6 protein-coding genes and 1 riboswitch are annotated in these 23,587 nt (G+C 50.2%); of the genes, 5 read left to right on the plus strand and 1 reads right to left on the minus strand.

Features of this window, described 5'->3' with window-relative positions:
* Positions 1 to 694 precede the first annotated feature (694 nt).
* Complete coding sequence (locus QZT18_RS02980) at positions 695 to 2,710, plus strand: hypothetical protein (RefSeq protein ID WP_294144059.1); 2,016 nt, start codon at positions 695 to 697, stop codon at positions 2,708 to 2,710.
* A 17-nt stretch (positions 2,711 to 2,727) separates the two neighbouring features.
* Positions 2,728 to 6,528 carry a peptidase A26 gene (locus tag QZT18_RS02985; protein ID WP_294144061.1) on the plus strand — a complete coding sequence of 1,267 codons (3,801 nt, stop codon included), beginning with the start codon at positions 2,728 to 2,730 and terminating at the stop codon, positions 6,526 to 6,528.
* A gap of 103 nt (positions 6,529 to 6,631) precedes the next feature.
* Here QZT18_RS02985 and QZT18_RS02990 read toward each other — a convergent pair whose 3' ends face one another.
* The gene (locus QZT18_RS02990) at positions 6,632 to 6,928 is read right to left on the minus strand and encodes a hypothetical protein (protein WP_294144063.1); all 297 of its coding nucleotides are present in this window, start codon (positions 6,926 to 6,928) and stop codon (positions 6,632 to 6,634) included.
* Between the two features lie 134 nt (positions 6,929 to 7,062).
* Between QZT18_RS02990 and QZT18_RS02995 the strand changes: the two genes are divergently transcribed.
* The 3 genes from QZT18_RS02995 (at position 7,063) to QZT18_RS03005 (ending at position 23,423) form a co-directional block, all read left to right on the plus strand.
* On the plus strand, positions 7,063 to 20,658 hold the full coding sequence (locus QZT18_RS02995; RefSeq protein ID WP_294144065.1) for a SpaA isopeptide-forming pilin-related protein: 13,596 nt from the start codon (positions 7,063 to 7,065) through the stop codon (positions 20,656 to 20,658).
* A gap of 35 nt (positions 20,659 to 20,693) precedes the next feature.
* A complete protein-coding gene (locus tag QZT18_RS03000; RefSeq protein ID WP_294144067.1) occupies positions 20,694 to 21,581 on the plus strand; it encodes a hypothetical protein in 888 nt (295 codons plus the stop codon).
* Between the two features lie 253 nt (positions 21,582 to 21,834).
* Positions 21,835 to 21,941: riboswitch (glycine riboswitch) on the plus strand.
* A gap of 126 nt (positions 21,942 to 22,067) precedes the next feature.
* Positions 22,068 to 23,423 (plus strand): sodium:alanine symporter family protein, encoded by a 1,356-nt coding sequence (locus QZT18_RS03005; protein ID WP_294144069.1) that lies wholly within the window; start codon positions 22,068 to 22,070, stop codon positions 23,421 to 23,423.
* Positions 23,424 to 23,587 lie beyond the last annotated feature (164 nt).

Consider the following 23,587-nt stretch of genomic DNA (forward strand, 5'->3'; position numbering starts at 1 on the left):
CTTTGCTCCACTCACAAAAAACACCTCGCGGAATACTGCCCGTGAACAGTAACCTTGCGTCGTTACTAAATTCCCATTTATAAAAACAGATCTTGCAAATAAAATTGATTTGTGTTAGATTATAAGAACCCCATAAAACATTATGGCGGTGTAAATTGAAATTATATTCAGTATTATCAGAAGTCTATTTTTCTAAGGCGGGCAGAGAGTCAGACTGCGAAGCCGTTTATCATTGCCGACATTCCGGCATAATTTCTTTAGGTTTTGTATTTTTGAAAAGTTTGAATGCTTTTTTTAGTTCGCAGTTTTTTATCTTGATTGTACTTTAAGATTCGTGTTTCAGGCGAAAATTCTATTTTGTTTTTTTGTTCTTTTTTATTTTCTTAATTCCATTGTGCTCTTTTTAAATTCCTGGATTGCTCTTTTGAGTTCATTCCGGTTCTTTAAAGTTTCTTTTTTATTCCATTAAGTTTTTATTACAGATGGTTTGAGGTTTTATTTCACTCCGGTGTTTTATTGTCCGGCGTCCTGTTTTTGTGACGGTGGGGAGGAGGCGGCGTTCCCTCTGACATGGAGACAAGCGGCGGTTCAGCGCTGGCCGCTGCCGCATTCTAAGCCGTTGCACGACGTGTATTAAAAAGCAGTTTATCAAAAAAGTATTTCATTAAAAAGACAGAAAGAAGGGAGGAAAGACGTGAAAAAAGAAATATTCATATTAGTCATTTGCACAGCCTTCGCCGCATTGTCGGCGGGAGGTGTGACGCTTGCTTCTGCGGAGGGGGAAGGGGAGATAAAATACACGGTTTCTTTTGTGGATGCCGACAACTATGATACGGAGATATTTAATATGCAGCGGGGAACTGTCCCGGAAGGAACAACGCTGAATGTATCCTTTCCGGAACAGATTATCGGATCGGACGGGCATATCTGGAAATCGGAGGCTGCCAGCCCGCAGGAATTTACCGTGTACCAGGCCGGAACCCACAAGTATTATGTCGAATATAAACAGGGGGAAAAGGTATTGGAACCGGACGAGCCGGATGCGGGCGGCAAAGCAAAGCTTGAGGAATGGCTTCAAAAAGCCTGGAAGGCCGACTGTGCCATCACCGGACAGTCAGCGGAGGAAAGCAGGGATCCCGCTTTGACGGTGGATAATGATTCGCGGAATAACAGCCGGATAACAAATCTGATTTCCATGATCCGGGACGGGGAATGGCATTATTTTTACATGATTGGCAGAAATTATGTACCTCAGACGCTGGTGATTGGTACAAACTTTGATGCGGAATATTCTGCCGTGACGGAAGAAACATTCCCGGTTGACAGGGAGAACTATACCGTGCTGCGCATTGGAGTACGCAGAAACTGGCGTCCGGAAAGCTGTGCTCACGAATGGGAGGTAGTGGAAACGGTGGTGAACGGCTGTCTGGAATATGGCCGTGAGGTCTGCCGGTGCCTGAAATGCAGGATGGAGGAGACCGTATCACTTCCGGCTTCGGGGCACCGCGATACGGACGGAGACTCTCTCTGTGATCTTTGTGGAAAACGGGCCTTTGAGCAGACGGTGGGCGATACGATCCGGACCCTTATCAGGGCAGAAAACGGAGACATCCCGCTTGCATTCCGCTGCCTGGACACGGACTATAACGGAACAGGAATGATGATGTACCTGGCCGAAGAGAACCTGGGGGAAGAAATCACGGGAGTCTGTTTTGAGGAGAACGATTATAACGATTCTCCGCTGAGAAAGTACTTTAACATGGCTTTTGCAAATAACAGTTCCGTTGCGGCGGCCCTTCAGCCGATTGCAAGGGAGGATGGAGACGGCCGGGACGATTATGCGTCCCTGTTGTCGAAAGAGGAGTATGAACGGTATGAGGATTCTATCGGAGGGGAAGGAGACTGGTTCCTGCGCACCCTGACGGACGACGGTATCTATGCGGTCAATTCCGACGGAATGCTGACACAGGCTTCGGCTGCCGGAAATACCTCCTTTGGGGCAAGACCCTTCATTCTTTTGAAAAAGCCGGAGACCGGGGAGCAGGCCGAACCGGTGTGGTGGAAAAAGGATGATATCCAGATGAGGGAGATAGGAAAGAAATTATACCGGTTCCGGTGTATTGATGAAGATTACAGTGATAATCAGGATGGACACCGGAAATCCGCCCTGTTTCTATGTGACAGCGTAATCCGGGCCGATGTGGACAGAGACAGCCGGAACTTGAAGAAACTGACATTCGGGGAGGATAACAATTACAAAACTTCCGTTATCAAAAGATGGCTGGATCAAAACAGTTTAAACAGCAGCTTCAATCTGGAGCCGGTTTCCATCGGTGTCAGTACCGCGTACACGGGCAGTACGGCAGCCGGAACCCGGGAGCAGATGGAAGACAGCCGTCTGGTTCGTCACCCTATCGGATACCAGTTCATGCAGGGACGTCTGTTCTGTCTTTCCATGGAGGAAGCGCTTAAATACAGGGATACGCTTTGGCGGTTCGGTACTTTTCAGGGTGGGCCGGAGAGCCAGATAAGTCCCTATTCACAGGGATATTATCTAAGGACACCGTTCTACAGGGAGGGAAATGGCGGAGATTTTTGTTACGGTGACGACATTTATACGGTCGATCTGGTAAAGGGAAACATTCACACGGTAAAGACGTCAAGTGAGACGTATGGCATACGGCCGGCTTTTACGCTGCCGCAGGAATAAATCCGGGAGGAAGAAAAATGGAAAAGAGACTGGGAAGAAGAGGAAGAAACCTGACATCTGCGGTTCTTATTACGGCCATGCTGCTTACGGGGGCGGCACCGGCAGCCGCGTCCGCGGGCAGCTTTGTTTTTGAAGATTTAGGCGGAGCAGCCGGACAGGAACGCAGGCCGGACGGGAGATTTACCGGTACGGGGAGTGAACTTTACGGAGAAGATTCATTCGCCGCTTCAGGAAGCAGCATGGCGTCCGGCAGTGAAATACCGGCATCGGTTTCGGTTGCATTATTTGCAGCAGGAGCCAGTTCCCTCGGAGACATATGGGATGGATGGGGAGGTGATTTCTCTTTCCTGAACGGGAATTTTGGGGATGGTTCGGAGCAGAAACCGTACCAGATTAAAAATAAAAGCCAGCTTATGGGATTTTCACAGCTTGCCGCAATGGGAATGAGAGTCCAGGCCGGGGAAGGCGGCAGTGATATAATCGGTTCCTATGATGGGAAATACTTCAGGCTGATGAACCATATCGATCTGGGAGGCATGGACTGGAAACCAATCGGTTTTTACCGGGATTCCTCGGAGCTGGCCGGAGATGTGGCTGGTAAGTTCTGCGGACATTTCGATGGGAACGGGAAGACGGTATCCAACTTTAAGCTGAACAATACGTCATGGAACCATGTCGGTTTCTTTGGGGCGGTGGAAGACGCCACAATCAAAAACCTGACGCTGAAACCGGGAAAGACCGTATATGGCAGGGATCAAACTGCAATTCTTGCCGGCAGCGCAAAGAATTCCAAAATCACAGACTGCACGGTAAACGGCAGTGTGTCGGCGGCAGGTACGGCCGGAGGCATCGCGGGAACGGTAGAGGGAACGGCTCCTTCCGATTCGGTGATCGAGAATTGTACGGCCAGCGTTACCCTGGATACGGGCGGCCAAAGGGCAGCCTGCGTTGGAGGAATTGCAGGAAAGGCGGCGGGAAGCAGTATTGTGGACTGCCGCGTTGAAACAGGAGACAATGATACGGCCCGGATACAGGGGCGGGATGCTGTGGTTGGCGGTATAGCAGGTTTTCAGAATGGAACGGATATTTATAACAGCTACGTATCGGGCACCATCGGGGGTGTCGGATCGAAGGTTGTAGGGGGCATTACAGGTCAGTATGCGTCCGGTCATTTAAAAGTAGCCAGATTCGAGGGAACAATCGGCTTGTCGGGAACCGGAACAGCCGGTCACAGAGGACTCTTTATCGGCCACCGCGAGCCGGGCGATTACTACCGCTGGGGGACGGATATCGGCTATCTCTTCTCAGATTCAGAAGAAAAGATCGGTTTTAATGTATGCGGAAGTGAAATACCGGATGATAACGAATATACGTACTCAAGCAGAGTCGGCTATTCCCATTCCGGAGACTTGTACTGTTCCCTCGTGCAGGGAGGCGTGTCAAAGGATATATCCGATCGGTATTATTATGAGCTGCTGGAGGAGGGAATCCTCTCCATCCTCGATCTGGATCATGGAGGAGCCGGTGCGGAGGAAAACGGATATTCTCTCGACCATTTTGCGCCGAACGATGCCGGGCGGCCGACCAGGGGATATCTGGTATCGGTTCCCAGAATCGATACGGTATCTTCCGGAATTCATTATTATGATGCGGCGCTGCTGGAAGTCCGGGGGAACGGCAGCTATTACCGCACCATTGATAAAGAAAACAGGGGAGCCATTGCCCCGGGAAGGAGTGTTACGGTTACCACCTCGCCGAAAGACACGGAGGAGGCAAAATTCCAGATGGAAGGGGCGCCGACCTACATAAAAAACGGAAGAGAAACCGATACGGTATACAGGAGCGGCGGGGAGTATATTTTCACAATGCCGGCTGAAGATACGCAGGTCAATGCAGAATATAAAAAGGTTGCGGTGAAGGTATCCGTAATCCCTGACATTTTCAGCATCCATGTGGTGGAGGAACGCACCGGAAACCGTAAGAATCCAACAAAAATTACAAAGGTGACCGATCAGGGAGGAAAGCTGATTGCGAGCTATATCAACGGCGAACTTCAACAGGGCACGCAGATCCAGCCGGTTCAAATCCAGGCCGTTGTGGATGTCAATAACGATGTGGCCGATAATTCCGTAAAATGGTCGGTAGACGACCCCGACCTAATTCTTCTCTCTGCAAATGATGACGAGGACGCGGAAGGGTATACCAAAAAGAGCGCCACCATCCGTCTGAATATCAATGCATCATTTTTTACGTATACGCTCAGGAAACTGGAGAAAGACCAGGCGGAAAAGAATTACCGCTATCCGCTCCCCGACACTATTTTCGGGGCCGGACATCAAAACGGCGGCGTTGCCATCCTGACCGCCTCCACCAGACCGGCGGCCAGCTTTGAAGGGAAACCTTGTACCGGCAATTGCCGGCTTAACATCACCTTTCAGGTAAAGGATAAAACTTATGTGGGAAATGAGGGAGCCGCCCTGGATAAAGAGGAACTTGTCTTTACCGTTACACGGACTCTGAGCGGAGACAGGAGGAATCCGGATGAGAATATCCGGGTAACGCCGCCTCAGAACCTGACCGCCTCATTTACACCTGACTTCTTTGATAAAAAAGATATTTTCTGGTCGGTAGACGACCCGTCTTTACTAAGCGTCGACGGAGAGAATAAATCGGCAGGTGTGTCGGCACGGAAAGATGCAAAGTGGATTCTGGATATCATAAAATCGGATGCCGGTATTCATGCAAATGACCCATATGCAGCTTTGAACGGTTCCGGAAGCAGGACTGCCGGAGTGACCGTGACGGCCGATGATATGCTTGGCAGCCGCCGGACCGCGGTCTGCAATGCCGTAATTCGTTTTGTGACCGATGATCAGACAACGGTTTATGCAGAAGGAATATCGGCCGTTCCTGAGAGACTGAGTTTTGAACTGGGCTGCGAAAAGAGCGGAAACCGCAGTAATCCCGTCATTACCTGGACGGGCAACGGAGCGAGACAGCTCAATGTCGCCGTGTTCCCGGAGCAGGCATTTAACAGGGAATACCGTTTTACCGTCTCCGACGATTCACTGGAGATAAACGGAGATGGAACCGTGACGGTAAATACGGATGCCAAATGGATTCGAGAGGCCAATCAAACGTATCCCTATGAAGCAGGACATACGGCGGTCATCACCGCAGTGGCGGAAGACGGCGGATTTAAAGCACTCTGTGACGTTGCATTTAAATATAAGCTGACCGACAATACTTACAGCTCCGGAGGAAAAGGTTCGTCCGGGGGCTCGTCCGGCGGCGGAAGTTCATCGGGCGGAGGTTCCTCCTCCGGCGTCAGCCCGGACGGAGGCGTGGGTCCTGCCGGTAACGGTCCGGCGGCGGAGACGGCAGCTCCGGCAGGAAGCGTTGTTGGAACCTGGGTAAATACGGCAGACGGCCTTTGGGCATTCACGGCAGGCGGCAGAACCTACCATAACGAGTGGGCTTATATCCACAATCCATACGCAGGCGGGGAACAGAGCGGCACGGACTGGTTCCGGTTTGATGAAACCGGCCATATGGTAACCGGATGGTATAACGATACGGATGGAAACACGTATTATTTATGGCCGTTTCCAGATGGAACACAGGGCCGCATGGTGACGGGATGGCAGTGGATTGCCGGTTCGGATGGGAAAGAACGCTCCTTCTATTTTAATTCAATATCGGACGGCACCAGAGGAGCGATGTACCGCAGCAGAACAACGCCTGACGGGAAGAGCGTCAATGAGAAGGGAGAGCGGACGGTAAATGGGGCCGTTCAGATCAGGGAAGACGGCCGGTAAACAGAGTCGTCCGGATCAGGAGAGCGATCGGTAAACGGAAGCGCCCGGACCAGGAAACGGGTACGGTGAATGAAGCCGGTGAATGGAACCGTCCAGACCGGGATTAAACCGGGCGTACCGACCATTTATTTTCTTTGCGGTGAAAATACAGGGAAATCTGTTTTTTATATCCGTGATCAAGATATTCGCACTGGTAGATGGTCCCAAAGATAGAGTTCGGCTTTCTGCCTAAAATTTTCGTGATCGGAATATCGATGTAAGTTCCGTCGGAATTCATATGGCGGAAGTATAAAGGCATACATTCACCTTCAACATTGTAACTTGCTATCACAGAAACAAAGGTGTTTAAGGCCGGGTTGATCTGCTCAACCGGCGTCTGCTCTGATTCGTAAAACGGCATGACGCAAGTCTCCTTTCATAGAATAGGGGTAACTTTTTGTTACTGTTCACGGGCAGTCGTTTTGCAATGCGCAGAGAACTCGTGAAGATGATTTTATTGTAACGAACAAACGTTCTGATTTCAAGAGGGGGAAAATGGGAAATCGTATGGGAAAAGGTAAAACTGGAAAGCGTGTGACGGCACTGCTGCTTTCCGCCGTATTGTTTTTAGGCAGCATATCATTTTCGGATTTACATCCGGCATTTGCAGCAGCCGGGCAGGATATATCATGGACGCGGGAAGCGCTGGATGCCGCGGCGGCCAAAGGCTATATCCCGACCGGCCTGGCTTACCGGACCAGTACATCCGCGATAAAGCCGGAGTTTGGCTTTATGGGGGAGAAACAATATCTTCACGGTTCGGGAGCGTATTCAGAATTTGCCAACCGGTACATTTACTGCATTAATCTCCATAAAGACAACGGCGGTAAATTGCTTTATGATTCACAGGCATTCCACTCGGGCACTTATAATATCGACAAACTTCCGAGTGGGATTATAAAAGGCGCTTCCAGCGAGCAAAGGAAATTCAATTTCCTTGTGATTGTCTATGCCGCTTCCTATCAGGCAAAGCAGGAGGTCAAAACATTAGAACCGCCCAACGCCAATGTGGGAGTGGATATATTGACGGTCTGCAGCCCGATCATTCAGAATGCCGCCGACAATGCCGTATTTACCGGTGACTGGGCGGCCGATTTTGCCTGGTTTAAAAATGCGATTTATCCGTTGACTCTGGCATCGGTAGGTCCGGTCAATACGATGGGGGATGCGGCCACGTACCGACGCCTGACCTCCGCGGACATTCCGCAATGGACACGGGAAAAAGGATGCATCAACAGGGCTCAGGCAATATTCTGCTACATATGGACGGCAGCGAAGCTTTCCAGCCACGTTGAACTGAACAATGGAAAAGACACCTGGAAGTTTAAGGCGGCATTGGAGGAGGACGGGCTTTATCACGTCCGAATTCCGTTTGACGGCGAAAATAAGTATATTACGGAGTATTTGCGCGTCATCCGGGCCGAATGCTATGGAGACTGGCAAAAGCAGGAGGATACCGCCTGCCTGCACTTTATTTCCCCGACGGGGCAGACGCCGTCCGGAGGCAGCATTGCAAAGCTGACCTATGCCGACAGCGAGGGAATGATTGCCGGAAACCTTTCGGAGGCAAAGCTGTACGAATTTAAATTCTATACCACAGGAAACTGGGAAACGGGTTTTGATAACGTCCAAAGCTATTTTTCCGCTATTATGGATCGGGAGCTTGAAATCTATCTTGTAACGGGAGATGTATCCGGCGGCTTTGCCGGTACTCAGGTGAACCGGCATGAGCACGAAGAGTCCTGGAATGCCGATTACAACGTCAGGCTGATCAAATACGATTCAGAGACTGGAAAACCGCTGGAGGGAGCCCGTTTCGATATATTGGAGGCCTTTGATGATTCGCAGCTTGATGAAACGGCGTTGGATATACAGAACGGCGCCGGAACCGATGTATCTTCGGGTTCACTGAATTCCACGGTCTGGGGAGACGATACCATTGAGTCGAATTACAGCGGGGACACAGGCCTTTTGAAGACGGATGCTCTGCTTTATAATTGGGCCAATGAAGAGGGCAGCCAGTTTGAGCGGTGGGAAGATCCGACGGACGACCCCTGCATTGATGATTCCGATGTCACGGACTCTACGGGGAGGCTGACATATCAGGACGGAACCGGGACGCCGACCGGCGAACCGGCCCATTCGGATGTGCGGAGTTACATTTATCATAAGGGATACTGCGACGGTCATCCGGCTCCCGTGATTCAGTATGAAGAATCGGAGGATGAGGGAGGTGATGAAGACGGGGGCGACGGCGGTGAAGATGTGGAGGCCTATAACCAGCAGCTTCACGATGAAGCCTGGGCAGCCTGGTACGCAGAGGTGGAAACGTGTGCGGAGCTGACGGCGGAAGGCGGTTTCTTTCATGCGATTGAGCCGGAAATTGCCAGGGAGGCCATGGAGGCGGATCGGGACCGGTTCTATGAGGATTTTATATCACTGACCTATGATTACTCTGCCCGGGAACTGGAATCCCGGAAGGGGTATATCCTCCACGGCCTGCATGAGGATGACGTGGAAATTGAGTGGCGGACCGTAACTTCCAGCCAGTACAAGGACTTTATGAAAAACGGTATATCCCATTCGGAAGGCACAGGAGACGTTGATAATGATATCCGGTCTTCTGAAGCACCGTTGCAAGCAGAATTAATTACGGTGAAGGGGGATGAGGGTTCTCAAGAGACGGATGGAGATGGACAGTCTTTCGATAACGGGAAGAAGTTCCTGTTTATTGATGAGGAGGAACGATACACTTCTGTATTATACTCCGGGGGAAAAGAGAAAGCATATTCCAAAGGCAGCCCCTCAGACGCCGATATGGCGGCACCGGAAGAAGCAGCCAGCCCCTCGGAAGCGGCCACTCCGTCGGAGGCACTCCGAAAAAGAATCGCTTTAACCGGATTTATGGCGGAACAGCTTATAAACCGCAATGCCGGAATCGGACTGTATGCGCTTTGGGCAGACAGGGGAGGCAGCATAAGAAATTCCATATCCTTTGAGAAATCACAGGCAGGGACGGTGGAGCAGGGGGAAAGTGGCACGGTTGACTGGACGTTTATTCTCTATGACCACCGGACCGAAGGAGAAGTTCATATCGGCAAGCAGGACCTGGATTTAAACAGAGGAAAAAACGGTACTTATGACAGCTATGGCGACACCCAGGGCGACGGCACGCTGGAGGGGGCCGTATACGGTCTGTTTGCCGCTGCGGACATCGAGCACCCCGACGGAAAAACAGGTGTTGTATTTAAAAGGGATGAACTGGTAGCCGTGGCGGCTACCGATAAGAACGGAGAAGCCTCATTTCCCGCCATTACCGAGGCTCCGGGAACCCGTTTCAATTTTGATACCGGAGCGGTTGAGAGGCCGGAGGCCGCCGGCCCGGAGAATCTTTATACCGGCCGGGAAAAAGCGGACGCGGTACAGGATAATGAACGGTTTGAGGGACACAGTGGGAACGGGCGCAGCCTGGCGTTGCAGGAAAGTACAGACGGAGACGGTACGGGATACCGGAAACTGACTTCCAACCAGGGCGTCGATGGGACCGGGGACGGCGAGGCAGGCTACCGGATCCAGAATAATGAGGCCAACAATGGAAATTGCTGGATTGGACGTCCGCTGATCATCAGCCGGGAGGGCGGCAGCTATTATATCATGGAACTGGCGCGTTCCGAAGGATATGAACTGTCACGCTATGGCGCAGATGCGGACGTGACCAACCGGGAGGCGGATGCAGCCGGGAATTTACCATCTGCGGAGGGAACGGTCCACGTGTCTGAGCTGGAGATGAACCGAAAGGGCGGTTATAACCAGTTTTCGGCGCTCAGTAAGGATGCGGCAAACGGATATGACATTGCAGTGACCGGACTTCGGGACGGCGCAAAATTCTATACGGTCAAAACAGAGATTGTGGTAAATCCGGATGGAACTCATACGGAGCTGGTGCCGGTCAAAGAACCGGTTTACGGAATTCCGGGAAACCAGGTCATTATTGACGGAAAGGCCGTTGAGGCATCGGTTGGAGATATCGTTGCACTCCCGAACGGAGGCAGCGCGGCGGTCAAACGGATTTCAGACGCCCCCCGGCTTCTGACAGGGATTCGTCCGGGCAATGCTTTTTGGGTGGAACCTCCTGAGATCATCGGTGAAGAGAAAACAGCGGTGAAAGACGAGTTTATACAAAAGGTGAACGAGGGATTTAGAAAGGCCGGTTATAAAATACCGGAAGAAGGTTCCCCGTGGATTAAGGCAGCATTGAACGGAAACTCAGAAAAGAGCTGGTGTGAGGCGGTAAATGACAGCCTGAAGCGTTACCGGGTATTCAATGCATTCCTGCTGGAAGATGTGGTGGAGGAAAACGGGGAGTTTTATGGGATTCTGCGTTATACCTATCTCCAGGCCGGGATATCCCTGCCGGCTCTTTATGACGAGACCGGAAAAAGCGTCTGGATCAGGAAAAAGATGACCTACCAAACAGATGAAAAACAGGTGGACGGATATCTTTACTTTGAATATCCCTCCGGCCGTTATGATATCACAGAAAAAAATTCCGCCGGTTTTGTGACGGCGGCAACGATAAGGCAGCAGTCGCCGGAGAAAGGTACAGCGGCTTGGGGCGAGGATCTTTCCGGTATTCAACTTAAGGATGATTTGGGAAAACAGTACTGGGTCTATGCAGAACACGAGCAGGCATATGACAACAGAGGAAATCTGGTCTATAACACCCGCTATGAAAGTGAGGAGGCAGCCCCCGGATACGAAGAAAAAGTAACGGAAACTTTGCTTGACGGAAACTTCGATGAGGATACGATGCTCTATACCGTCCATGTGGCGCCGGAGCTGATACCGGCTGACGGCAGACTGGATTACAGGATCCGGTATGATGAAGAGTTTGTGGACGGTGGTAACACATCCTATCCCGATTATGTACAGAGGAATGCGATTGTGTCCGCATACCCGGTTAGAACCTTTCATGACACTTACATTAAAAATGTCCTGCTGACTTACCCCGGACAGACGCGGATATATCAGGATGCCGGGACAAGAGAACACCCGATTCCGGTATTTGAGCGGATTATCCGTCAGAAAGTAAGGATTGTGAAAGACATAGGAACGACGCCGGAAGGAACTTATGCCCATAACACCAATGCCGGAACCGGCCATCAGGATGGTTTTATATCCGGTCCGGGAGGGAAGGGGGCGAATGCGGACAAACTTCCGAACTTCCGTTTCAAAATATACCTGAAGTCGAACCTGGAGCGGCTGTACCGGAACGGGGGAGGCGAAATAAGCTGGATAGACCGAAACGGAAATGCAGTCAATATTGAAGCTTACAAAGCCTCTTATCCTGAGACGGAGCCATTCGGCAGCGTCCAGAAGCTGTATACCAAAGTGCCTCACAAGGCAGGCTCCCTTACCACGGGTTCTGTCAGCAACAATACATGGGAGGAGGCGGTAACGGCTAACAGGACTCTCTATTCCTTTGATGACGAAGGAAGAATAGGAGAAAACCAGAACACGGGTTATACCCGTCTGCTGGAAACGGTGACCCGGACAATGGAGGACGGAGCCGGTAAAACGAGACGGGTGGAGGGTTATAACTATGACAAGTTCTTTGAGGCCATCCGGACGGCCAATTATGATAAATGGGATGGAAACGGAGATGCCGGCACGTCCTTTAAACCGGCAGCTTTCATCCGGGGGCTTATATTTGGAACAAACGGAGGGGAGAAAGAGTATCCTGTTTCCCACAACAACAGTGTGGCAGAAAACCAGGCCAGCACATCAAAAGAAGCCAAAGAAAATGCGAAACGTTCCGATTCTGTGCGCCAGTTTGCAATCAACTGGTACCTGGATGAGGAAGTGAAGAAGCTGACGGAAGAGATCGGACAGGGAGAAAGCCAGGCGTCCGGCGGGGATGAATCCTATCAGGATGAGGTTTACGACAGGGCGTTGTATGCGGCTATTCTAAAGGCGGAGAACTACTTAAGCCCGTTTTTTGCCTATGATCTGGATGAAATATATGCGGTTGCCTGGGACGGTGAGGCGGGCGGAGGAAGCGACGGAGACAGGACTACGCTATCAGCGGATAAACTTTATGAAACGGCTGGATATTATTACGGAGTGTCAAAATATCTGCCGTACGGAGCCTATGTTGCGGTGGAACAACAGCCGTTCAGTGCAGAACTGGGAGACTTTTACAACAAACATTATAAGACGGATCAACCGAAAGAAATTGTTCTGCCTGCCCTTTATGAGGAGGGAGGAAATGAGGGGGCGCCGGAGGTCTATAACAGGAACTATCAATTCAACAGTGAGGATACTCCGGAAGAATTGCAGAAAAAATATGATATACGGGTCAATGAAGAGTGGAAAGAAAACCATACGGACGACTTAAGAAACTACGTAATCCGGGCTCACAATAATGATGGTGACTTTGAAATCTATAAATACGGACTGGACTCCGGCAGACTGACCGGCCGGATTACCTATCCGGGAGGCAGTTTTGACTATCAGGGGTTTTCGGTTACCCAGGAAGAATTTGATCCTTATAAAGATGTATACAATACAGAGAATGCGGCCAGTGTTTACCGGAGCGACGAAAAGGTGGGAATGTATTACCGTTATGCTTCCCTCTCAGAACGGGTCGGGACTGCCGACAATGTGCTGTATCAAGACGGAACCGCCGCCGATGACAACAACCCGTCCGGATTTTATTTTAAGGATGGCGTAAAAACAATCACGGGAGCCTTAACCGGGTACGATGGAATGTATTTTGCCGCCCTGGTGCCGTGGACAGTGACGGAACCGGTGGATGCCGGGATAGATAAAACGGATGGCTTTACCGGATATGCGGATGGGAAATACAGAAATACGTTCTATGTTTCGAAACTTCGGATTGAAAAGCTGGATTCGGAGTCAGGTGAAACGATTCTGCACGATGGGGCCGTATTTTCAATTTACAGTGCGGAACGAGAGGATGGAGAACACAGCAGCGGCCGGGTGAAATTTTATGAAACAGATACGGTTATCACCGGAAGCCGGGAATTTCTGACAGCGATGGGAGCGGCCGGAATCACACCGCTTGCCAGGCCGTCCCTTCCGTGGCAGGTGCCCTATAACGGAAAATATTATGGGACTGTGCCGGGTGGAACGCCGATCTGCCGGGAGAGCGAACAGATTATAATGGCCGATGAGGCAGGAGAGAAAACAGGACAGTTCCGGGCCTTTACGACCACAAAGGATCGGGGGACGGAAAACGGCAGCCAGAACGTGGGATATTTAGAAACTCCGGAGCCTTTGGGAGCCGGCTGTTACGTCCTGTGTGAAATAAAGGCGCCCTCCGGTTATGCCGGAAGCAGGCCGGTGGCGGTCGAACTTTATTCAAATGAGATTGCCTATTATCTGAATGGCTCTGCTGATAACCGGGTAGTGGCGGCGGTTTACAAGGAGAATGTCACAAGAACACAGGATAACGGTGGGGAGATTATAAATCCGGACGGCACGAAGCCAAACGGAAACAAGCCCCAGGACAAAGGAGCCACGGCAAGGATTTACCTGAACAATACGCCCATCCGCCTGGAAGTGGCAAAGACAAAACCGGATGGAGATATGGTGTCATATGAACTGAAAGGCCGCCTGGAGGGCAGTATTACAGAACTGAAAGGACGTTATGCCTTGGAAAATCTGGAACTGGCCTGCAGCGCTTCGGGAAAATATCTAGGCTATGGGTGGAAAAAGGGATTTTTAGATTCCCTGAAGAAAAAGCAGGAGGCGGGCGAGAGTATAGAAATCCTGTATGAAGATGGAGTTTTCACCGGTAATGCAAGGCTCTTCAAAGTTCCGGAAACAGCCGATGATGTGAACCGGTATCTGCCCGGCGCGGTGATGACCCTGTATGATGCGGTTGAAGTGAAACAAAACGGGGACAGGGAAGACTACCGGTTTGACGGTGTGAATGTGGAGCGGGACCGTTATGGGAATGTAAGCAATATGTACGTTCAGAAAGGATTTGCCGGAACAGGGCTCAGATTTGTCCTGGATAAAACAAAGGCGGACAGTGACGGCCTTGATGATTACAGGAACTACACCTGTGATGATCAGGAAAACGACAGGGGAGCGGGAACATGGACATATAAGACCGTAGAACGGGAGGATACCGATATCCTGTTTTATGACCTCGGGAGTCTTAATGTGCTCCGGAAAGAGAATGGTGTTCTGTATGGTTTTGATAAAGAGGGGAGGAAGATACGGGCCAAAAACAACAGTTCGCTTTTTGCGCTGAAAAACGGGACGCCGTTTCTGGAAATCATTTCACCGGACTATGAGACACTGCGGTATAACGAAAAAGACCGCGTGTTTGACCGGGTGCCGGAAGGAACGGTGCTGTACCATTTAGATGCGGAGAGGAACCGGGACAGCCTGGTTGATCCCTATACAGGAATGGCATACGTGGTAGAGGAAAAGACCGGGAAAATCCTGGTCTGGCCGATAAAGATTTCAAAGGATCAGTATGGTAATGTGACGGCAAGAGAGAAGATTACCACCGGACGTATCGCCACGATGGAAGCGGATACGGAACGGGAGTGGACCGTCGGAACGATGAAAAAGGGAGGGTTTAAAAAGACGGTAAATCCCGTTCTGAATGAGCACGGGCAGCCGGTTTATTACCGGAGAACGGATGAAACATATCAAAAAGGCAGCCCGATTTACGACAGGGACGGCGATTATATCCGGTATCGGTATGACGATAAGCTGAAACAATTTAATGATAACGCATGGAGGATTGACAGAATCCCCGCTCTTAAAGATATAGGCCCAGAACCGGAAAATCCAGCAGACGACCGTCCTCTCTATCACCGCCAGGGAGAAAGCTATATTATTGAAAACACATGGACGACCGGCGAGACAGCCCCAAACGATCCATTCCAAAGTGGGATGACGGACGGGCAGGTGGACGTGCTTAAGAGGGTTCCGGCCGGCCTGTACATCATGGAGGAATTAACGGCGCCGGAAGGATATGTAAAAACGATGCCGGTTGGTGTGACGGTGGAGGATAAAACAGAGATTCAGACAGCCAGGATAACCGACCGGCCAATCGGCGGATACCTGGAAAAGGTGGACGCTCCGGCGGCCTTCCGTGTAAAGGTCCGGGATTGCGATAAGGCGCTCGATGAAGCTGAGACACGGATGGAAGGAAAGGCATCTTATTCCTATGGCAGTGTAAAAGGAGCCAGGCTGGCTCTGTTCCGGGCGAAACGGGTCGCCACAAACGATCTGGACAAGCACCCTTCCGGCTACTATCTGGAAAAGACGGAAGAAACTCCGGCCAGGTGGACAAAACTTGATGAAAATAACCGGAAAAAAACGTTTGTGGCCGAATGGGTTTCCGGTGACAGCCCGGAGTATCTGGAAGCAATTCCAAAAGGATTTTACATTCTCGAGGAAATAAGCGCTCCCGCCGGTTTTATCCGGTCATCTATGGAACTGGAAATAAAAGAAACGGAGGAACTGCAGTATTTCCTGCTGCCGAATGATCATACCAAGGCAGAGATATATAAATATACGGAGAGGGATGGAATGAAACATCCTGTTACAAACGACAATCCCGCCGAATTTGCCCTGTATGACGGCGAGGGAGAGCTGTTCGACCGGTGGACGACGGATGACTGCGCTGAATACACAGCTGCCGTCGACACTTCAAAATATAAAAATCCGGGGTTTTTAAATGCGCTGCGTCTCAAATTCGGTGTATCAAAGGCTACCGGTCTGAGCGGCTTTACATATAATTACCGGAGTCTTTTCAAAGAATATGGGGCTGCGTTTGATGAGCTTTACTGGGATGTGGAGCGCACCGCCGTTAGGGATGCTGTATCAGACAAAGTATTCAGGACGTCGACCGGTTTTAAGATTATTGTGGGGCAGGACTCAATTACATTTCAGGAGGGGATGGATCCTGACGAGAGGGAGCGTTTTACAGAAGGGTACCGAAAGAACGAAAACGCACTTACCGTAAGCTGGCTGACCCGGAGAACGGCACGCAGGCTGACATCGGAAAATACAGATAAAAATGAGTCTGTGCGGCAGATCTGGGAGACAGATACGGGGAGCCAAATACTGATTTGTTCCGAAAAAAACCTGACGCCGGAAGGAAAATGGGACTACAATTTCGATTACAAGTTCAATTATAAAAGAATCAGGCCCGCTCAATACCCCTGTGCGGTAAGTTATGACACTCCGCAGGGAAATCATAGAATGGATTATATTCCACAGGGCCGGTACAGGCTGGCAGAGCTGAAAGCGCCTGAGGGGTTCGCCGGAATTTCCGAGCGGATTATCACGATAGAGGAAACCACCGATATACAATTGTACTCCGTGGAAAACAAACCACGCTGCCTCTATGTAGAGAAACTTTCGGAAGACGGAAAGGGGCTGGCCGGGGCCGGACTGGCATTATATCGTTCGGATGACCGGGGGAATTTTACACCGGCTCAGGAGTATCTTCAGGACACCTGGATATCGGGGGAAGAAGGATATTATACGGAGGATGACTATCACGAGGGAAAGATACCGGATGGTTTCAAGGCAGGAGATATGAAACCGCACCGGATTGAATTCCTGGCGGCAGGAACTTATTATCTGTCGGAAATCAGGGCTCCGGAAGGACTTGAAACGATGGAGCCGCAAAAGGTGGAAATTCCCGGCGGTGTGCAGAGTGGCAGTCCCCTTCTTGTCACGGCAGTGAATCGGATAAAAAAAGGAACGCTTCTCATTGAAAAGGCAGATGCAAAAGACAATGATAAAAAACTTCCCGGAGTAAAGTTTGAGGTGAAAAACGAGAGCACAGGTGAGAGGTATCTCCTTGTCACGGATGAAAACGGCCGTGCTGTGCTTTCGGGTCTGGTGACAGGTTCTCTCCGGGAAGGAAAATGGATTCCGTATCAATTCGCCGTGAGAGAACTGGCGCCTCCCGAACGGTATTCCCTGTCGATGGAAACGAAAACATTCAGTTTTACCGATTCAGAGGACAGCAAAACACTTACTTATCAGTGTGAATTTAAAGACGAACCTACCGATATTTTGATTTCGAAAACCAATTTTGAATCGAATGAATTTGTAAAAGGAGCCAGACTTGCCATCTATCGGGCGGTAGAAGAAGAGGGAGTGTTTGTGCCGTCGGGAGAACCGCTTGAGGAGTGGACTTCAGATGGAAGGAAACACCGCGTTATTGGAAAGTTGACGGCAGGAGGAGTCTATTTCCTCACAGAGCTTGAAGCGCCCGACGGATATCTAAGGTCATCCCCTATTCTGTTTGTCCTGGCCGATGACGGCAGGAAGATAAGCAGCATCTGCGATCAGGAACGAATTGTTGATTTTAAGACATCGGAACTGTTTAGCGATGCGGTGGAATCGGTCTCGGTTCAGGGAAGACGGCCGGTGGGGACGGAACGATGGCTGACCCATCTGGACACGGGAAAAATATACGTTATTCCGTCCTATCAGACCGCGCCTCTGACCGGAGCGGACGGTCTGTTAAACGGCGATCTGTATGAGGAAAAGGAAATCATCCGATACACGGACGGGAACAACCGGATCACGGGACGCCAGATCTTCCGCATGAGTCTGAATACGGAGGGAGAATACCGGCCGAAACTCAGGACAGCCGAAAAGACACTTTTAAAAATGGAGACGGAGAGCAGTGGCCTGGTTGAAGAATGGGAGGTGGAAAACAGAGAAGGAAGCGGGTACCGCCATGTGATTCAAAATCCCGTATATGAGGAAAAAAACGTGATAGAGGTGTCGGGAGAAAATGGAAAGAACGGTTCATCCGTTCAGACCGACAGCGTTATAAGATATAGTCTCACCTGTAAAAATATGCAGAAGACGGAAAAGGATATGGAAGTTTCTGTCCTTCTGGATCCGCAGCTTGAATACATGCCGGCCAATTCAGATAAAAGATGGAACAGAGAAAAGAACGGAAAACTTACGATGACATTTGAGAATATGGCTTTCGGGGAAGAAAAAAGTGTTTTCCTGACTGCGGCGGTAAAGCCGGATGCCGAAACGGCAGTTTCCTGCAGCGCGGAAATTGGAGGCGTTTCGTGCCTGTGGAAGAATCCGGTTGCAGGGGAGGGCAGTCTCGCAATTGTGAACCGTCTGACAGGGACGGCGGCAGACCAGACGACGGACCAGACGGAACGTGAACCGTATACATATACCGTTGAACTGCACGATGGAAACGGTCAGTCTTTGACAGGCAGTTTCGGATACATCGGGGATCGGCAGGGGAGTGTGAAAAGCGGCGGCCAAATTATGCTTAAAGGAAATGAAAGTATTGTAATCACGGGTCTTCCCTGGGGAACCGTATATAAAGTTTTCCCGTCGGACAGGGAAGATGCCGGTTCATCCGGCAAAACATTCGATACGGAGGGAACGGTTGGACGGGAGGCTAAGAGCGCAGTTTTCATCCTCAGGAAGAATGACGGCTCTATCCGTGAAGTCTTTAAGCGGGGAGACGTCTGCCACCTCACGGAAACAACGCTTTATGCAGACGGAAGCAGTCTTGTAACGGGAAAACTCACATTTACGCTGGATGAGTCCGCTGCCGCCGACGGTCTGGACATGAAGGATCAACCGGTCCGTGTCCTGATTTCCAAGACGGATTTAACGGGAGGAATAGAACTTCCGGGAGCGGAGTTCTGTCTGCGGGACAAAGGCGGTACTATTTTAGATGAATGGGTATCCGACGGCAAGCCTCACGAGACGGATGCCCTGCTGAAACCGGGAGAAAAATACTGTCTTTCGGAGGTGAAACCGCCTGACGGCTATGCGGCGGCCGAAGATATCTGCTTCACTGTTCCGGAAGACGGAGCGGAGACAACTGTCATAGTAAGTGACAGGCCGACGAGAATTCTCATTTCAAAGAACAGCGCTGAGGCAGCAGCAAATCTGTCAGCAGCAAGTCCGTCAGCAGCAAATCCGTCAGCAGCAAGCCCGTCAACAGCAAATCCGTCAACAGCAAATCCGTCAGCAGCAAATCCATTGGCAGCAAATCAGACAGGAGTAAACCTGGCGGGAGCTGAGCTGGAAATTATAGACAGTGAAGGAAACAGGATTGAAAAATGGATCTCAGACGGCACTGTCCACATCCTGGAGGGAAAACTCATAGCGGGAGGAACGTATACTTTGAGAGAACTCGCCGCTCCTCCCGGATACCGCATTGCGGAACCTGTCAGTTTTACCGTGCCGGAGGATGGCGGTGACGACATCGTTATCATGGAGGACGAGCCCACCAGGCTCATGATAGAAAAAGTCGGCTGTGAAGCGGACGGAAAAACGGAAACGGGGAGACTTGCCGGGGCATTGATTCGGATCGAGGATAAGAAGGGGCGGGAAGTATACCGTTTCCTGACCCGGGAAGACGGCGCCCATGAAATTACCGGAATACTGAAAGCAGGGGAGACTTATACGGCCGTTGAGGAGGAGCCGCCCTACGGGTACGAGTATGCCGAACCCGTAACTTTTACAATTCCTGAAGAGGATGAAGTGGTATGGATAAAGCTCATAGACCGGAAAAAAGCCGAGCCGCCCCATGAGAGAGAGGACGGGAAAACGTTCCCGGAGATAGCTGTCCGCAAGTATGACGGCGTAACATTAAAAGGAGTGGCTGGTGCAGAGTTCGCCGTTTACCGCAGTGATGGAAGTTTTCTGCTTTCAGTAAGTACGGGCGAAGACGGCAGGGCTGAAATTAAGATACATGAGCCGGGAATGTACACGCTGGTGGAGACAAAAGCGCCCCCGGGATACAGGCCGTCGGAGGAGGAATATCCATTTACGGTAACAGGGAATGAAAACGGAAGGAAAGAACTGTCCGTCGCAAATTATCCCGTTCCGGAAACAGCAGGTGTTATTACGGTACATTATGACAGGAGGCTTGAAGGAGACGGAAACATTTTCCTAAAGAGAAGAAGACTATTTCCGCTGCCAATGGCCGGTGACGGCCCGGCAGGGGCGGGAGATTTGATATTGGGGCTCATTCTCTTCGGGGCAGCAGCGATGTTGTGGGTGCGGAGGAGAAAACGGAAGAAGTAACCAGGCCGAACTGAAAGAACAGGAGGATAAACAGTATGAAAGAGGGCATGGGAAAAAAGATTATATTTGCCGTGGCCGCCGGTCTGTTTGCCGTGGCGGGGAGTATCCCCGCCATGGCGGCAGAGATTAAGAAAGTAAAGATAAAGCTGGTGGCAGAGACGTTTGATGAAAAAGGAAAGCCGGAAGTGGATTTCCTGACGGACAGCGATGAGTATGAAATCATTGGTTTTGAAGAACAGCCGGAGCATGTTTACGAAGTGGAACTGGCGGCGGAGGACGGCAAAGGTTTTGGAAGGCTGGAGCAGAAAGATATCAGGCTTACGGGGCTCAAAGCCACATGCAGCAGGGCCGTCAGGAAGAGCGGAAAGGAGGCGCTGGAACTTACAATCAAAGCGGAAGGGCTTGACGATGTCATCGGAGAAATAGGCCGGGCCGGTTTCAGGAATGGTTCGGCTGTGTGGGTCAAGGCCGACAACGCCTGCGCCTATTCCGTAATGCTGTTTAGAGATTCAAAGCGGATCGGATATACCCACAGAACGCAGGGAAACAGTTATAATTTTGCCCCTCTGATGAAAGAGAAGGGCATTTACCACTATAAGGTTTATCCTCTCTCCATAAATGAAAAAAAGGGAATTCCGGTTGAATCGGAGTGGTATTCGGTCGATGAGAGCGAGGCTGAGAAATACCGCTCGGAGTATGAGACGGTAAAAATGAAATTTCCCGGGTGGGAACAGGATGAAACAGGTTGGCGTTACTGGCAGAAGGACGGAATTTTTCCGCAGGAGAGCTGGCTTTTTCTGGATGGAAACTGGTATTATTTTGATTTTTGCGGATATATGGTGACGGACCGTTTGATACCCCGTAACGGCCGGCAATACTACCTGAATACAGACGGAACGGCACAGGAGTGGGAAGAAAAGTGAGGGGCAGCGGGACGATAAAAACGGCCAGGCCCAAAACATAGAAATGCTTATGAACGGCAAGGGTTTCGAGAGGATTTTGGCCCGACAGTAATAAGAGGGGGTAATAAGTGTAATTATTAAAATTATATAAATAAAATAAAAAAAGTGATTGAACATACAGGAGATCTATGATACCATGTAAAGCACAAATATATATCCTATCAGTTCCGTCCTGCATCTGGGCAGGCAACGGGAGCTTCCGTCTATAGAAGCGATAGGGTACTCTGGAGAGTCTCCATTTTGAGGAGCGCCGAAGGTGTAAGACAGATTCAAGTCCATGGTATCTGTTGATCTCTCAGGCAAAAGGACAGGGCATACATAAAAAGCAATGGGATAAGTCCCGTTGTATGCAAATGTTCTACTCTTTGGAGAGCTGGTATTTATCAGCTCTTATTTTATTGCCGCAAAACGGCAGCGCAATTAAAAACATAGAGGAGGATAACAAAAATGGACGCATTATTAGAAGTGGTAAAAACAGGTAACGATTTTCTCTGGAGTTTTCTTCTGATTGTACTGTTATGCGGTACGGGTGTGTACTACACAATCAGATTGAAATTTATTCAGGTGAGAAAATTCGGTGAGGGATGCAGGCAGGTATTCGGCCATATCAAGCTGAATGGCGAAAAGCATGAAAAGGGTGAGATGAGCCCGTTCCAGTCTATTGCAACGGCAATAGCAGCACAGGTTGGTACCGGAAACCTGGCAGGTGCGGCAACAGCCCTGATCGGCGGCGGTCCGGGAGCAATTTTCTGGATGTGGATCAGCGCTTTCTTCGGAATGGCTACTATTTATGCAGAGGCAGTACTTGCACAGACCTATAAAACTGAGGTAAACGGTGAAGTGACGGGAGGTCCTGTTTACTATATCAAGGCGGCCTTCAAGGGAACGTTTGGAAAGGTGCTTGCCACATTATTCGCCATTTTCATCATTCTGGCCCTGGGATTTATGGGTAATATGGTTCAGTCCAATTCTATCGGAGCCGCTTTCGTGGAGGTGTTCCATGTATTTAACCTGAACATTCCTCCGGTAGCCGTAGGTGTCGTTGTTGCAGCATTTGCAGCATTTATTTTCCTTGGCGGCACACAGAGACTTGCTGCGGTAGTTGAAAAGATCGTTCCGATTATGGCGGGCGTTTACATTGTGGGCAGTGTTATCCTGATTGCAATGAACTTTACCCAGATTCCGGAAGCATTCAGAGTGATTTTTGTGGGAGCCTTTGATCCGAAAGCAGTGCTTGCTGCAGGCGCCGGTATTGCGGTAAAAGAAGCGATCCGTTTCGGCGTGGCAAGGGGATTATTCTCCAACGAGGCCGGTATGGGTTCCACACCTCATGCCCATGCAAGAGCAAAAGCGGAGACACCCCATCAGCAGGGACTCTGCGCTATGATCAGCGTGTTTGTCGATACATTTATTATCCTGAACCTGACCGTATTCTCCGTGCTTACAACAGGAGCAATGAACTCCGGTAAAGACGGCACAGCTCTGACACAGGCCGCATTCATGCAGGGATTCGGCACATTCGGCATCATATTTGTGGCAATCTGTCTGCTGTTCTTTGCATTTTCAACAATCCTCGGCTGGCATTTCTTCGGCCTGATCAATGCAAAATACCTGTTTGGTGACAATGCCGCTAAGATATATTCCGTGATTGTTGTCATTTGTATTGTGATTGGCTCAACCCTGAAGCTGGAACTTGTATGGTCACTGGCAGACTTCTTCAACGGACTTATGGTAATTCCGAATATCATGGCGCTTTTGGCGCTCAGCGGAGTTGTTATAAAGGCAGGACAGAAGCTGAAATAGAGACTAAAATAGAAACTGAAATAGAGACTGATACAGAAACTAAAATAGAAGCTGAAATAGAGACTGATACAGAAACTCAAATAGAAACTGAAATGGAAACCATAAAATACAGCCGTGGAAAGCAGCAGAATAATCTGCCGGTTTCCACGGCTGTTTTATAGGTT

It is taken from the genome of uncultured Clostridium sp. (assembly GCF_900547735.1).
Lineage (GTDB): Bacteria > Bacillota > Clostridia > Lachnospirales > Lachnospiraceae > Otoolea.

Excerpts from the sequence above, each read along its gene's own strand:
- QZT18_RS02985 (WP_294144061.1), top strand. The coding sequence starts at position 2,728 with ATGGAAAAGAGACTGGGAAGAAGAGGAAGAAACCTGACATCTGCGGTT.
- QZT18_RS02990 (WP_294144063.1), bottom strand. The coding sequence starts at position 6,928 with ATGCCGTTTTACGAATCAGAGCAGACGCCGGTTGAGCAGATCAACCCG.
- QZT18_RS02995 (WP_294144065.1), top strand. The coding sequence starts at position 7,063 with ATGGGAAATCGTATGGGAAAAGGTAAAACTGGAAAGCGTGTGACGGCA.
- QZT18_RS03000 (WP_294144067.1), top strand. The coding sequence starts at position 20,694 with ATGAAAGAGGGCATGGGAAAAAAGATTATATTTGCCGTGGCCGCCGGT.
- QZT18_RS03005 (WP_294144069.1), top strand. The coding sequence starts at position 22,068 with ATGGACGCATTATTAGAAGTGGTAAAAACAGGTAACGATTTTCTCTGG.